Below are 15,363 nucleotides of genomic sequence, written 5' to 3'. Positions count from 1 at the left end.
AAATTCGTTTAATATGCGTGTTAACAATTAAAAAGAAGACTAGCTTTTTCTCTAGCCTTCTAGTTCTTTATTAATGACATCGAAGACTTTTTCCATGCAAAGAGGAAACCCTGAGTCAAGGTTTAATGATTTTTCATTATAAACCGTTCTATTAATCATTCTTTGAAGGGTTGTTAGTCCATTTATACCCTACGCCCCAAACTGTTCGGAAGTGTTCATCAACAGGAAAGCCAGCCTGACGGATTTTTTCCCTAACATTTCGGACATGCGAATCGACGGTCCTCCCCTCTGTCTCTGAATCAAAGTCCCAAATCAAATCAATCAATTGCTCTCTTGCAAATACTTTGTTTGGATTTTTCATCAGATGTCCTACCATCGAAAATTCCTTCGGTGTCAACTTGATGGGTTTATTCTGAAAAGAAAGTTCAAACCGGTTTTCATCCCATACCAATCCGTTACTGTCAATCAAGTTTTTCGGTGTTCTTCTGCGCAAGAGTGCGTCCATACGGGCAAGTAACTCTTCTTCGTTAAAAGGCTTTGTAATGTAATCGTCGGCTCCTAGCTTCAATCCTTTAACAATATCATCCTGCTGTTCACGTGCGGTTAGCATGATAATCGGCACATCTGAGAAGCTCCGTACTTTCTGGCAAAGCTCCCAACCATCCATACCAGGCATCATAATATCTAACAGAATTAGATCGAATTCCTCTTCTTCTAGATAGGATAGCGCTTCATGGGGACCAAGCGCTTTTTTACATTTATAGTCGTGGGGTCTTAAGTATAAAGCGACTAAATCCAACATACGTTTCTCATCGTCTACTAAAAGTACCTTATGAATGGTGTTCACCTCTTTCCAATTCGATTATGACGGTGGTCCCTTTTTCAAGTCCTCTTTGGATGTTGATTCTCCCCCCATGCGATTCGATAATTTCTTTGGCGATCGCTAAACCGAGACCACTGCCACCGCTTTTTCTAGACCTTGACTTTTCCACCCTGTACAAGCGTTCAAACACAAAAGGTAGCTCTTCTTCAGGTATCCCTTCTCCTGTATCGATAATTTGTATCGTGATTTTCTTCTCATTATCCACACAAGTTAGCGTGACGGATGTTCCTTCATCGGAATGCTTTCTAGCGTTATCGAGTACATTTAACAAAACTTGTTGAATACGTTTTGGATCGATGAAAGCAACGATATCTGGCTTACATCTGACAAGCAGTGAGATGTTCTTCTCCTCAAATGCAGGTTTGATCAAACCGGCTACTGAGGTAAAAATTGCATCCAATGAAACATTTTCTTGCTTAATTAGAAATTGATTTTGATCTAGCTGAGCTAATTCAAATAAATTCTTAATCAACACCGTCATATGTGCAGTCTCTTCCCGAATGATAGCGATATATTCCTTCTTTTCTTCATCGGAAATATACGGCCGACTAACGATATCTGCATACCCTTTAATATACGTCATTGGAGTTCGAAGCTCATGTGAAATATTAGCTAAAAATTCATTTCGAGCTTTTTTCAAGTGAGCCAAGTCGTTCGATAATTTTGTGATTGATTTTGCCAACTCACCCAATTCATCATTTCGATCAATGTAGAGCTGAACTTTATTATCCCCTTTACTTAGCTGTTCTGTAGCTTCCTTCATTCTTATTAGAGGAAGAGTGATGACTCTGGATAACACTAATATTGTAAAAATTGTCAATGCGATAGTAACCAAACTAACAACTAAGAATTGATCCCTTAAATGGTCAACAATTCTTTTAATATAACTCGTATCTGCAAACATAAATACATGACCACTATGTTCCTCGTTGATTGTTATCGGACTATCTGTCGCAATATACTTTTTCTCATTCCAATGTTCTTCCACTACTTTACCCTTGCTAGATTTGATATCAAAATCGATATGCTCAAGTACTTCGGTCATTTCTGCTTCAATCGAATCTGAATTTACAAGTATATTACCAGTTTCATCAGTAATAATGACAATGAAGTCAGAAGCTGCTTCCATTATGGCAACATGCATCAATGTGGATTGTTCGAAACTTTCTTCCAAGACCTCACTATGTGTATTTCCACGTGCTAATAAATTATCTAGGACTTCATCTACTCGCTCATTCACCAAGGTGATGTATAGAGCAAGAAACAAAAACGATTCAATGATTAAAATAAAGAAAAAAAATAACAAGCCGATTTTCATCGAGAGTTTATTAAACATAGCTGACCTCTTTATATTAAGAATTACGTATCAGAGGATACAAAAGTAAAAATAATCTCAGTTCGTTGACTTTAATTAAGCGGTTCAAACAATCTTCTCGTCACTTTGCGTCGTTTGAATTTAGGGAATAATGGAGACAGTCTCACCTGTTTTCTTTGTTTTCATTAGTATACTCGATTAAAGACGGGGTTGTCCCATAACTTAAAAAATACAAGTCCTTCTCCTATTTTGTTCACGTATCAATAAAAAGCATTCTATTTTTTAGTTTATATAAAAAATTTCAATTTTTTGTGCAGAATATATTCATTGGTTTTTCAATATTAAAATGGAAAATGAATAAATTATTAATAGATTTTCCATAGATCCTGCACACCATTTGCATACTTTTTGGGTAAAGTTCCTTATACCAATAGTGAAAGAGGGATAAAGATGAAAAAAAGTAAACTTATAACAAGTATCTTATTATTTCTAGTCGTATTTACCTTGGTTGGATGCAATAGTGATGAGGAAGAAACGAATTCGCCTGAAAGTGAAGAACAATTGAACATGGACAGCGAAGAGAACATGGATGAAGAATCAAGTCATATGGGGATGAACCACTCGGGATCGGGTGAAGTTCCTAATGATTTACAAGTTGCAGAAAATCCTACTTATGAAGTCGGTAGCCGAGCGATTATCCAAACCGACCATATGGAGGGCATGCAAGGTGCCGAAGCTACAATTGTCGGTGCTTATAGCACGACAGCTTATGTCATTACATATACGCCAACCACTGGTGACGCTCTAGTTGAAAATCACAAATGGGTCATTCATGAGGAACTTGAAAACGCTAAGAAGTCTGCTTTAGAAGCTGGCGCGGAAGTCACGTTAGATGCTGAGCATATGGAAGGCATGGACGGCGCAACTGCTGAAGTCGATTCAGCCGAAGAAACAACTGTATATATGGTAGACTTCATTCCAACGACTGGAGGCGAAGTAGTCAAAAATCATAAATGGGTAACAGAAGCTGAACTATCCGCTGAATAATCAATCAAAAACCCGAGTCAATATGACTCGGGTTTTTTAAAAAGAGGAACGTAGTAAGCTCGCCATGCTGGAGAAAACTACGATGGATTAACAGCAATCATTTCAAAGAAATATTGTATCTATCAGCAAACAGAAGTGCCCCCTGTTTTTTGTCGTTAAGGCAACTTACTTGTATATCGCTTACTTATGTATAACGATACAAAAAGATTGCTCTAGACCCACCCTTATTTTAGTTGATATCATAATTAGGTGCTGAGTAGGGGGCAAGTCGAGTGGAAGAGCAAAAGTATAGTAATCTTAAATTAGGTGAACGCGGAGCAATCATAAGTATTATTTCTTACATATGTCTTTCTATCATAAAATTAGTTGTTGGATATATGAGTAACTCAGCTGCTCTGATAGCAGATGGTCTAAACAACACAACAGATATCATTGCATCTATTGCTGTACTCATAGGACTCAAACTTTCACAAAGGCCACCTGATAAGGATCATGGGTATGGTCATTGGAAAAGTGAAACCATTGCATCAATGGTAGCTTCCTTTATTATGGTGGCAGTGGGTCTACAAGTATTGATTGATGCTATCACCTCTATGTTTCAAGGAGTAAAAGAGTCACCTGATATATTGGCAGCGTATGTAGGTATCTTTTCTGCACTAGCGATGTATTTTGTTTATCGTTATAACAAAAAATTAGCGATTAAAATTAATAGCAAAGCGGTAATGGCAACGGCAAAAGATAACATTTCAGATGCTTGGGTGAGTATAGGGGCAGCCGTAGGTATTTTTGGTTCTCAATTAAATATGCCTTGGCTTGATACGTTAACTGCCGTTATTGTAGGAATGATCATATGTAAAACAGCTTGGGGTATTTTTAGACAAGCTTCTCATGAACTTTCGGATGGATTTGATGAAAATAAAATTCAATTTTATCTGGGCATCATCACCAATGTCGAGGGAGTTAAAGGAATAAAAGAAATTAAAGGGCGAAACTACGGGAATAATGAAGTAATCGATGTTGTTATTTTAGTGAATTCTACTTTAGATATTAAAGAAGCTCATGATATAGCTACCCATGTTGAAAAAGTTATGATACAAGGCTATGGAGTATATGCTGTCCATGTCCATGTCGAGCCAAATTAAAGCTAATCAACTATTGGCAATGTTCTTACTTTTCATAAAAAAGTAGTAAAAGTGAACATGAGAATAATCTTGGCAAATGTAGGGAGGATTACTCTACCTATGATAGTAAAATATAAATAAAAAAGTATTAGCGTAGCAAGGACTTGCTGGTCTTTAATTAAACGTTTGATTAATAGTTTTGATGAGTTACGGTGTTTTTGCACGATTTTCTCCTTCACTATAGAACTCTCAAATTAACTTTCTAAGTAGTTAACCAGGTGTGAAATTAAACAATAATCCACAGTTAACGATTGAATAATATAACCCTTTACGGAAGGTGCTCATCTGTAAATCAGATAAGTGCTTTTTTTCTCCTTTCTGAAGTATGAATTTCATATTTTAACAAAACCTATCATTGTGTTTTTGGGAAAGAGGGGTTAATTATAATGATGTCATCTATAAGGAACAGTTGGTTTTCTAATATAAGAGGAGACATGCTTGCAGGGATAACAGTTGCGCTTGCATTGATTCCCGAAGCGATTGCGTTTTCGATTATTGCAGGTGTTGACCCAATGGTTGGGTTGTATGCGTCCTTTCTAATTCCAGTCATCATTGCATTTGTAGGTGGACGGCCGGGTATGATTTCCGCTGCTACTGGTGCAATGGCTTTATTAATGATTACATTAGTAGCTGATTATGGTATTGAATACTTGTTTGCTGCGACAATCTTAACAGGATTAATCCAAATTATGTTAGGTGTGTTTAAAACGGGATCGTTAATCTTATCCTTCATCCCAAACTCTGTCATCATTGGTTTTTTAAATGCCTTAGCGATTTTAATCTTTATGGCTCAATTACCCTATTTCGTAGGAGAGTCATTAAACATGTATGTGATGGTGGCTGTCACACTTCTTATTATTTATTTACTACCACGTTTGACAAGAGCGATTCCGTCTTCATTAGTCGCTTTAGTTGGTTTAACGGCATTTTCTATATTTACTGGGATGAACATCCAAACAATTGGAGACATTGGCCCAATAACTAGTACATTGCCCGTTTTCATTATACCAAACATTCCATTTTCTTTTGAAACATTCATGATTGTCTTACCTTACGCTATTACACTCTCGCTCGTTGGTTTATTAGAGTCATTACTAACCGCCACAATTGTGGATGATATGACAGATACACCAAGTTCAAAAAACAAAGAAGTTAGAGGGCAAGGGATTGCTAATTTCGTTACTGGATTTTTTGGAGGAATGGCAGGTTGTGCGATGATTGGACAATCGATTATCAATGTAAAATCAGGTGGTAAAGGAAGACTTTCATCTCTCACAGCTGGGATTGTACTCATTGTGTTAATCATTATGTTTGGCGAAATTGTAGCCCAGATTCCGATGGCGGCGCTTGTTGGAGTTATGATTATGGTTTCCATAGGAACGTTTCACTGGCAATCTATTATTGATATAAGAAAAATGCCCAAAAGTGAAGCGCTTGTCATTATGATTACGGTAGCGATCGTTATTGTCACACATGATTTGGCCCAAGGAGTTTTGGCAGGGGTTCTTGTAAGTGCACTGACCTTTGTATGGAAAATTGCCAAAATCAAAGTAGGTACGTCCACCGAGGGAAATAAAAAAACGTACAGAATTTCAGGTCAGCTTTTCTTTGGTTCAACGACCTTATTTCTAGAACAATTTAAGTATGATGAAGACCCAAATCATATTGTGATTGATATGGAATTTGCACAAGTATGGGACCATTCTGGGGTGATTGCTCTTGCAAAGGTTATTAATAAATATGAAGACAGTGGAAAAAAGGTAGAATTGATTCGCCTCAGTAAGGAGAGTCAACTAATTATTTCAAGGTTGGGTTTGGCAAGTACAGGTGCACATTAAAATCAATAAAAAACTTACCCATTGCTATAAAAGCAATGGTCAGCCTGTACGAGGTGACTGGTGATGATGTCAAAAAAACTAGATGAAAAGAATGCACATGGAGATGGTTTCGATTGAAAAATTAGTACCTAAAGACCATCTTGTCCGAAAGTTAGATTATTCAATGGAGTTTGATTCATCTACGATCTTGTAAAAGAGCTTTATTCTACTGATAAAGGGTACCCAAGCATAGACCCTGTATTGTTAGTGAAAATGGTGTTTATTCAATATACTTTTGGCATTCGCTCTATGCGTCAGACCATAAAAGATCAATGTACAAAGAGTAAAAACCATCAAAAGCTCGTCCTTCGTCACATTTGGCAAGATACCTTGGATGAAGCGGAGCACTTGAGGCATACTGATTGGAATAAAGAGATTTACGCCGAGCGTAAAGAAACGATTGAACGTGTCTTTGCGGAGCTCAAACAAAAGCATGGTTTGCGTTGGGCCAATCTGAAAGGGTTGGAAAAAAATTCAATGCAGGCAATGCTCGTTTTCGCTGCCATGAACCTGAAAAAGTAAGCCAATTGGCACGGGAGAAATACTTATTCCCCAGTGCCGCCAACCACAAACAAGTCTAAATCTACAAAAACGCTTTTGAGAATCATTTTTCAAAGGCGTTTTGTCTACGGTCTCGAATAAAGGCAGTCTTGTCCTTATTCGTTGTTTTATCTTTAAAATTATAACCAACTAGATATTGACAGATAAAATAGCTTCTCATATACTTGGATAATGCAAATAGTAATCGTTCCGATTTATTTGAGAAGGAGAGATAAAATGTTTAAGCAGTCGTATTTTGTAATTTTTATTCTAGCAATCTTATTTATAATAGGGTGTTCATCAAAGAATGATGTCCCAACGATTCAAGACCAAGGAAGTCAGGAAGGGAAGCAGGAGAATGAAGGTGAGAAATCTATCACCGTTTTGTTCAGCTTTGCGCCGTCAAGCTTAGATCCGCATGCAGAGTCAATTTCGGTGCGTGCAGGAATTACAGAAACTCTAGTGAGAATTGATGAAAATTTAGAGATCCAACCATGGCTTGCCGAAAAATGGGAGCAAGTGGATGAAACAACTTGGACTTTTACATTACGTGAAGGCATCACCTTTCAGGACGGATCAGTCTTAGATGGTGAAGCAGCAAAGGCGTCATTTGAACGTGCTATTGAAGTAAGTCCAGCTATTCAAAGTTTGTTGAAAATCAAAAGCATTGAAGCGAGTGGTCAGGAAATTACATTTCACACAGAGGAAGAATACCCTGCATTTTTAACCGAACTTGTTCATACAAGTGCATCACTTGTGCAAGTGAATGCCGAAAATATTGAAGAATCGCCAATCGGTACAGGACCTTTTAAAGTGAATTCGTATACTCAGGATGTAGAAATTCAATTAGAAAGATATGATGGCTACTGGGATGGATCAGCGAAGATCGACAAAGCTGTGTTCAAATTCAATTCAGATGGAAATGTTCGTGCCCTAAGTCTTCAATCAAATGATGCTGATATTGCTTATCATCTTTCGCCTGAGGGCTTGGAAACCATTGCGAATACCGAAAACTTATCAGTGGAATCGATTCCTAGTCTACGTTCTCACTTTCTTTTATATAATCAAACGAAGCCGGCGATGCAAGATGTTAAGATACGCCAGGCATTAGATGTTTTAATTAATCGTCAAGTCATTGCTGAGGAGATAATGTCAGGGCATGCCACACCAGCGAACGGTCCGTTTAATCCTTCCTTTCCTTTTGGAAGTGATAAAAAAATCACAAGCTTTAACCCTGAGCAAGCTAAGGCATTGTTAGAGGAAGCTGGCTATGAACTAAATAGTGCAGGTAAGCTTGAGAAGGATGGAGAAGCGCTATCGCTAAATCTGATAACCTATACGGGGCGTCCGGAACTTCCTTTAATGGCACAGTATATTCAAGCCGAAGCAATGAATATAGGGATTGAGATAAATATTGTGACAGCTGAGAATATCGATAGTTTTCTATCTGAACAGTTAGATGAATGGGATATTGCAACCTATAGCAATTTAACAGCTCCTCGTGGAGATGGAGGCTACTTCTTTAATGTTGCTTATTCTCCGGAAGGCTCCTTGAACCCTGGCCAAATAAATATTCAAGAGTTAAATGAGTTAATTGGACAATTAAATCGAACCAGGGATAGTGGAGAGAGAATTCAATTACAAAAAAACGCAGTTGAAATCATTCAAGAACAACTCCCACAATCGTTCATTGTTTATCCGCATGTCATTGTTGGACTAAATGAGAGAGTAACAAACTGGAAGCCGGGAGCGGAGGAGTATTACATACTTACCAATACATTGGATGTGAAATAGTGCTTGCCTATATTTATCAAAGAATTATACAATTGGCCATCGTTTTGCTTTTATTATCCTTCATTACCTTTGGGTTAATGAAGATTGCGCCCGGTGACCCAGTCCAAATAATGCTACAGACTGATGAAATTGTTATTTCAGAAGAAGAGCAAGAAAAGCTGAGAAGTGAACTGAAGTTTGACCAATCGATTATGATGCAATATACAACGTGGGTAGTAAACGTGGCTCACTTTAAATTAGGTCATTCTTATATAAGTAAAAAACCTGTAGTGTCAGAAATAAATAATAGAATATGGCCTACCCTTCAGCTAACAATTGGTGGATTGATTGTGATGATGACCATTGCTATGATTTTAGGAACACTCGCTGCTGTCTATCAAAACAAATGGGTCGACCATCTCAGCCGCTTACTCGCCTTTGCGGGAGCGGCTGTTCCAACGTTTTGGTTAGGCTTAATTTTGATTTATGTTTTTTCCTTTAAATTATCGCTATTGCCCGCATTAGGGAATGGAAGTCTTAAACATTTAATTCTTCCTTCACTTACATTGGGTTTAGGAATGGCAGCAGTTTACGCAAGATTATTAAGGGCAGGTTTATTAGAAAGTTTTTCTCAGGAATATATTCGAGCAGCTAGAGCAAGAGGAGTAAGTGAGTGGAAAGTAATTACTAACCATGCGTTACGTGCTGCTTTACTCCCTGTGGTTACTATGTTTGGAATGAGCTTTGGTAGTTTACTAGGTGGGGCGGTTGTTGTTGAAATGATTTTTTCATATCCAGGACTTGGCAGTATGGTTGTGGATGCCATATTTAAAAGAGATTATCCTCTTATTCAAGGCTATATTTTATTTACAGGTGTTGTTGTTGTACTTGTCAATTTAACGGTTGATTTATGCTACCGACTGCTAGATCCACGAATTCGATTTGGGAAGGGGAAACCCCAGTGATAGGAAAAGCGATAACCCGCGATCCGCTACTTATGATGGGCACAGCGATGATGGTTTTTGTAATCCTTATCATTGTTTTCGGTCCCTATGTCGTCCAAAACGATCCCTATTTGATGAATATGGGACTACGCTTGCAACCACCAAGTCTTACTTATCCACTTGGTACGGACTTCTTCGGACGCTGTATTTTTTCCCGCATAGTAGTTGGTGCTAAAGTTACAGTCGGCATTGCCTTACTTGTTCTAAGTGCAGCCTTACTTGTCGGGGTTCCTATTGGCCTTCTATCGGGGTATATTGGAGGACGCTTTGATGCCTTTTTTATGAGAGTGGTTGATGGGTTAATTGCCTTTCCTGACTTTATTCTCGCCATTGCGATCGCTGGATTTCTTGGTCCGAGTTTAAACAATGTAGTCATTGCTGTAATCGTCGTAAAGTGGATTAGCTATGCCCGCCTAGTAAGAAGTGGTGTTATAGCCGAGAAGGAAAAGGATTATGTGCTTGCTGCTAGGTTAAGTGGGAGCAGGCCGTCAAAAATAATTATGAGGCATTTAGTACCTCAGTTAGCGCCACAAGTAATCATTTTAGCGAGCTTAGATTTAGGAAAGATTATCTTAATTATCTCCTCACTGTCCTACTTAGGGATTGGCGCACAACCACCAACGCCGGAATGGGGAGCGATGTTAAATGACGCGAGGCCTTATTTTCAGTCGCAGCCTTCACTAATGATTTATCCTGGCTTAGCGATTATGTTTGTCGTTTTAAGCTGTAATTTAATTGGTGATGGATTTCGAGAGGCGTCTGATATAAAAAATAGTGATGAGTTGAGGTGAGTTTGCGATGGCAACGTCCGTTATAAAAAAGCAAAAGGTTCTTCAACTGAACCAATTGTCAATTAAGCAGAAAACAAATCAGAAACAGCTGCTTCATCAAGTTGATTTAACAATTCATAGAGGTGAGATGTTTGGACTTGTCGGAGAAAGTGGAAGTGGAAAAAGTCTAACAGCTTCTGCAGTAATGGGGTTGTTGCCAAAGCAACTTGAAATTTCAGATGGGATGATTTTATTTCAAAATCAACCCATTCATCAACTATCTGTAAAGCAGCATCGTTTGTTGCGTGGAGATAAGATAGGGATGGTCTTTCAAGATTATAACGGCAGCTTAACCCCTTTTATCAAAATTGGAAAACAGATGATTGAGACACTTCGAACACCTAACAACCTTTCAAACAAGCAGGCAAAAGAGATTGCAATTGATGTATTGCAACGAGTAAAACTTCCTGCAAAACGAGTGTATTCAAGTTACCCGTTTCAGTTAAGTGGTGGCCAAAAACAGCGTGTTGCCTTAGCGATGGTGCTAATGCTTCGGCCAGCTCTACTCATTGCTGATGAGCCGACAACAGCTCTTGATGTCGTGACGGGGGAGAGAATTATTGAATTAATAAAGGAGCTTCAACAAGAGATCGGTTGTTCCGTGTTGTTCATTACCCATCATCTAAGTGATGTCCTCAAACATGCTGACCGCATTGCTGTTATGTATGGGGGGCATTTAGTTGAGGAAGGGATGGCCCATACAATTGGAAATCATCCCGCACATCCCTTTACGGAGTTGCTCCTGAAATCAATGCCTTCCTTGGAAAGAAAGCTTGAGCGTTTACCGATGATTCCGGGAGAGCCAGGAAATGTAGCAGAGAAGGGTTGTCCATTTGCAAATCGTTGTCCAAAAGTGATAGAACGCTGTGTTCAAACAGGGTTAGAATTGAGTGAGTTGTCACATCAACACACTGTGGCTTGTCATTTATATGAAGATGTACATACTACTGGCTATTTGGATGGGGTGAAATAAGATGAATGTCATCCTAGATGTGAAAGAAGTACGCAAAGTGTATGAGAAAAGTTTTCTTGCTGTAAATGATATTTCTTTTAAAATTAAGAGAGGGCGGTGTGTGGGCGTTGTCGGGGAAAGTGGAAGTGGGAAAAGTACATTAGCTAAATTAATTTTATCTTTAGAAGCATTGAGTGGTGGCGAAATTTTCTATAATGAGGAGCGCTTGGATACTATCCGTGGGAAGCGGTTGCGTCAGATGCGAAGAAACGTTCAATTGATATTTCAAGATCCTACTGCCTCTCTTAATCAGCGTTTGACCATTTTCTCTTCTGTGATGGAGCCACTTGATAATTTTAAGGAAGTGACCCCATCGTTTTTAATAGATGTTCGGCACTCACGGAGGGCGACAGCGGCTAAGCTTATGGAAATGGTGGGTCTGACGAGTGAACATCTTGATCGTTATCCTCATCAGTTAAGTGGTGGTCAAAGACAGAGGGTAGCGATTGCTAGAGCGATAAGTGTTAATCCTGATTTATTGATTTGTGATGAGCCAACGTCTAGTTTAGATGCGTCGATTCAAGCGCAGTTAATGAATTTGTTGAAGGAGTTAAAGGGAAGTTTAGGGATGTCTTATTTGTTTATTAGTCATGATATTGGTGCGGTTTATTTTATGAGTGATGAGATTATTTTTATGAAGGAAGGGAGGATTGTCGAGCAGTTTTTAGCGAGTGAGTTGTTGAGTGTGGATCGGAATGTGTATACGAGAAATCTTATTCAAGCGTCTTCTTAGAGTAAGTCTCTGTGGATGAAGGCGGTGTATGGCGGGGTAAGCCTTCTTTTGAGGAAAGAGGAGGGTCGAACCCTCTCCACTCGTCGATTGGCATCGACGCAAACGGTTTTCAACCGCTAAGGTCTGCCTCTGATGGGGGCTTCTTCTTTTTTAGTGGGTTACGCATCGAGTGGGGGGAACGTCATGAGATACCTGTCCGGATGATGTGTATTTGTCGCAAAAGGCTTTTTGGGGGTTTGTGTTTGTTTAAGCTGAAAATTTAATTATCTTGTTTATTAAATTATGTATAAAAGAAGAGGAGAAATGAGAATGAAAGTAGCGACATCGGTGGGAGGACTAGAGGAAAAGTCCGTGTTTAGTCATCGGAGTTATTTAGTTTTGGCGATTCCGTTAATGATTTCAACTTTGACACAACCACTATTAGGAATTGTTGATACAGCAGTAATTGGAAGGATGCCTAATCCATCTTATATCGGTGGTGTAGCCGTTGGTGCGCTCATTTTTAATATGATGTATTGGTTGCTAGGCTTTCTTCGTGTTAGTACCACTGGATTTACGGCACAGGCACGGGGGGCTACTAATGAAAATGAGATGACAATGTCACTTTTACGTCCTATGGTTATAGCCATTTTATTTGGGTTCCTCTTTATTATTTTGCAATACCCACTTGTCAAAACTGCCTTGTTTTTGATTGGGCCTAGTGATGCTGTGACGCAGCATGTAGCGACATATGTTTCAATTCGGATTTGGAGCGCACCTTTTGCTTTACTTTGCTACGTTATTATTGGTTGGTTCATGGGAATGTCGATGATCAAGCATTCATTGGCGGTACAATTATCCATGAATATTTTAAATATCCTCTTAAGCATCATGTTCGTGCTAGGTTTCGGGTTTGGGGTTGCTGGTGTTGCAGCAGCAACCTTGATATCTGAAGTAAGTGCAGTGTTGCTAGGAATATGGTTAATCATTCGTTCAAAGCAAATAACATTCAAAAAAGAAACAGTTTCAGCATTGCGTGAATCGACTCCTCTATTGAGGATGTTGAAAATGAATCGAGATTTGTTTTTTCGCACGGTTTGTTTATTAACGATGACAGGATTGTTTACAGCAAAAGGAGCTGCAATGGGAGAGGTGGCATTAGCAGCAAACGCTATTATTTTGCAAATTCATTACTTTATGTCCTATTTATTTGGAGGGCTTGCGAATGCATCTAGTATTATTACTGGACAAGCAATTGGGAGCAAAAATAAACAACTTTTTCACCGGGCGTTTTTCCTATCTGCACAGTGGGGTGGCGTAGCCGCAGTAGTACTTGCTTTGACAATTCTGGTATACGGCGCTGATATTGTTTCGTTCTTTACAACGATTAGTGAGGTAGAGATGTTTGCTGGAAATTATATCGGTTGGATGATTATCTTTTCCTTTGTCGGTTTCTGGGGTTTGCAATTAGAAGGGATTTTCGCAGGGGCAACAGAGGCTCGTTCCGTTAGAGATTCGATTGCTATGGCTTTGGTTGTTTTTTTATTTATCATCTATATTTTTGTTCCAGTTTACGGAAACCATGGAATTTGGATGGCGTTTGTGTTATTTAGTTTGTCACGCTCGATTTTCTTATCATTATTTATTCCAAGATTATCACGTAATTTCTTTAGTTTACCCTAAAAGAGCAGAAGTAAATTGAAGTTAATAAACAACTCCTGAAAGGGTTAACATCTAACCCTTTCAGAGCCCTTGTTTCTTAGATAACTCCTTGTTCAACCATAGCATCAGCAACTTTAATAAATCCTGCAATATTCGCACCTACGACTAGATTACCTGGGTTGCTATACTCCTTAGCAGCTGTCATGCTATCTTGGTAAATCTTCTTCATGATTTGTTGTAATTTTAAATCGACTTCTTCAAATGACCAAGAAAGTCTTGCACTATTTTGGGCCATTTCTAATGCAGAAACAGATACGCCGCCAGCATTAGCCGCTTTTGCAGGTCCGAAAAGAACATTGTTTTCTAAAAAAAAGTCCACTGCTTGTAAAGTAGAGGGCATATTCGCCCCTTCACCAACTGCCTGAACACCGTTAGAAACAAGTAGTTTTGCGGCATGCTCATCAATTTCGTTTTGAGTTGCACATGGTAAGGCAATGTCACAAGGGATTGACCAAATCTCTTTACATCCTTCCGTGTATTCAGCACTTGGATGTTCGTCTACATATTCACTAATTCGTTTTCCTTCCACTTCTTTTAACCGTTTAACCGTTGTTAAATCGATACCCCTTTTATCATAAATATATCCGTTTGAGTCACTGCAAGCGACAACTGTAGCACCTAATTGTATTGCCTTTTCCATCGCATAAATTGACACATTCCCTGATCCAGAAATAACAACAGTACTTTCTTTGAAGCCTAGACCCTTATCTTTTAACATTTCTTCAACAAAGTAAACAGTACCATAGCCTGTTGCTTCTTTACGTCCAATACTTCCTCCATAACCAAGTCCTTTACCTGTTAAGACACCCGCTGTAAACGCGCCTTGGATTTTTTTATACTGGCCAAACAGATATCCGATTTCTCGGGCGCCAACCCCAATATCGCCGGCTGGAACATCCGTATCTGGGCCGATATATTTACAAAGCTCTGTCATAAAGCTTTGGGTAAATCGCATAACTTCTGTGTTTGATTTTCCTTTTGGGTTAAAGTCTGACCCGCCTTTACCTCCACCGATTGGTTGACCCGTTAAGGAATTTTTGAAAATTTGTTCAAAGCCTAAAAATTTAATGATGCTACTGTTAACCGTAGGATGGAAGCGTAAGCCACCTTTATAGGGTCCAATAGCGCTATTAAATTGAACACGGTATCCACGGTTTACCTGAACATATCCGTAATCATCTACCCAAGGAACACGGAAAGATATCATTCTCTCAGGCTCAACCATGCGTTCAAGAATGCCTTGCTTGATGTAGTGTGGGTGTTTTTCAAGTACTGGAATTAATGATTCAAGTACTTCTTTGACAGCCTGATGAAATTCAACCTCATGCGGATTGCGTTTTTTAACGGACTCGTATAGTTCATTCACATAATTCATGGTGAACTGTGTTTCGGTTACTTTCACTTTTTCTAAAGTAGGCATAGATGTTCCCCCAAGTTTTAAAGAATGTATTGCAGTGAAAAGTCAAA

At 38.9% G+C, this 15,363-nt stretch carries 12 protein-coding genes and 1 pseudogene; 10 read left to right on the top strand and 3 right to left on the bottom strand.

What is annotated here, in order from left to right; translation table 11 throughout:
• Positions 1-151 precede the first annotated feature (151 nt).
• Positions 152-838 (bottom strand): response regulator transcription factor, encoded by a 687-nt coding sequence (locus tag CEF19_RS06720; protein ID WP_100408232.1) that lies wholly within the window; start codon positions 836-838, stop codon positions 152-154.
• On the bottom strand, positions 831-2,219 hold the full coding sequence (locus CEF19_RS06715) for a sensor histidine kinase (RefSeq protein ID WP_100405379.1): 1,389 nt from the start codon (positions 2,217-2,219) through the stop codon (positions 831-833). The genes CEF19_RS06720 and CEF19_RS06715 overlap by 8 nt, the downstream gene beginning before the upstream one ends.
• Before the next feature lie 429 nt (positions 2,220-2,648).
• On the opposite strand from CEF19_RS06715, the gene CEF19_RS06710 reads away from it, so the two are divergent.
• The 10 genes and pseudogenes from CEF19_RS06710 to CEF19_RS06660 all read left to right on the top strand — a co-directional run bounded on the left by CEF19_RS06710 (position 2,649) and on the right by CEF19_RS06660 (position 13,857).
• The gene (locus tag CEF19_RS06710) at positions 2,649-3,245 is read left to right on the top strand and encodes a YdhK family protein (protein WP_100405378.1); all 597 of its coding nucleotides are present in this window, start codon (positions 2,649-2,651) and stop codon (positions 3,243-3,245) included.
• A gap of 272 nt (positions 3,246-3,517) precedes the next feature.
• Positions 3,518-4,387: a cation diffusion facilitator family transporter gene (locus CEF19_RS06705; RefSeq protein ID WP_100405377.1), complete on the top strand. Its 870-nt coding sequence runs from the start codon at positions 3,518-3,520 to the stop codon at positions 4,385-4,387.
• 425 nt (positions 4,388-4,812) lie between these two features.
• On the top strand, positions 4,813-6,264 hold the full coding sequence (locus CEF19_RS06700) for a SulP family inorganic anion transporter (protein ID WP_100405376.1): 1,452 nt from the start codon (positions 4,813-4,815) through the stop codon (positions 6,262-6,264).
• Between the two features lie 246 nt (positions 6,265-6,510).
• Positions 6,511-6,989 (top strand): annotated as a pseudogene (locus CEF19_RS23680) (transposase).
• A 91-nt stretch (positions 6,990-7,080) separates the two neighbouring features.
• Positions 7,081-8,637: a nickel ABC transporter substrate-binding protein gene (gene nikA, locus CEF19_RS06690; RefSeq protein ID WP_100405375.1), complete on the top strand. Its 1,557-nt coding sequence runs from the start codon at positions 7,081-7,083 to the stop codon at positions 8,635-8,637.
• Positions 8,637-9,581, top strand: coding sequence for a nickel ABC transporter permease (gene nikB / locus CEF19_RS06685; protein ID WP_227521932.1), 945 nt, complete (start codon positions 8,637-8,639; stop codon positions 9,579-9,581). Before nikA ends, nikB begins: the two co-directional genes overlap by 1 nt.
• A complete protein-coding gene (nikC, locus tag CEF19_RS06680; RefSeq protein WP_227521931.1) occupies positions 9,578-10,411 on the top strand; it encodes a nickel transporter permease in 834 nt (277 codons plus the stop codon). Before nikB ends, nikC begins: the two co-directional genes overlap by 4 nt.
• Positions 10,412-10,418: 7 nt before the next feature.
• The gene (locus tag CEF19_RS06675) at positions 10,419-11,423 is read left to right on the top strand and encodes an ABC transporter ATP-binding protein (RefSeq protein WP_100405373.1); all 1,005 of its coding nucleotides are present in this window, start codon (positions 10,419-10,421) and stop codon (positions 11,421-11,423) included.
• 1 nt (position 11,424) lies between these two features.
• On the top strand, positions 11,425-12,195 hold the full coding sequence (locus CEF19_RS06670) for an ABC transporter ATP-binding protein (RefSeq protein WP_100405372.1): 771 nt from the start codon (positions 11,425-11,427) through the stop codon (positions 12,193-12,195).
• Between the two features lie 309 nt (positions 12,196-12,504).
• On the top strand, positions 12,505-13,857 hold the full coding sequence (locus tag CEF19_RS06660; protein WP_100405370.1) for an MATE family efflux transporter: 1,353 nt from the start codon (positions 12,505-12,507) through the stop codon (positions 13,855-13,857).
• Positions 13,858-13,933: 76 nt separating this feature from the next.
• On the opposite strand, the gene gdhA is transcribed toward CEF19_RS06660, so the two are convergent.
• Positions 13,934-15,316, bottom strand: a complete 1,383-nt coding sequence (gdhA, locus tag CEF19_RS06655) for an NADP-specific glutamate dehydrogenase (RefSeq protein ID WP_100405369.1) — start codon at positions 15,314-15,316, stop codon at positions 13,934-13,936.
• Positions 15,317-15,363: the final 47 nt, after the last annotated feature.

It is taken from the genome of Bacillus solitudinis (genome assembly GCF_002797395.1).
Lineage (GTDB): Bacteria > Bacillota > Bacilli > Bacillales > Bacillaceae_D > Halalkalibacter_A > Halalkalibacter_A solitudinis.
The sequence above is the reverse complement of the archived record's forward strand: the minus strand, read 5'-3'. Positions and strand labels throughout refer to the sequence as shown.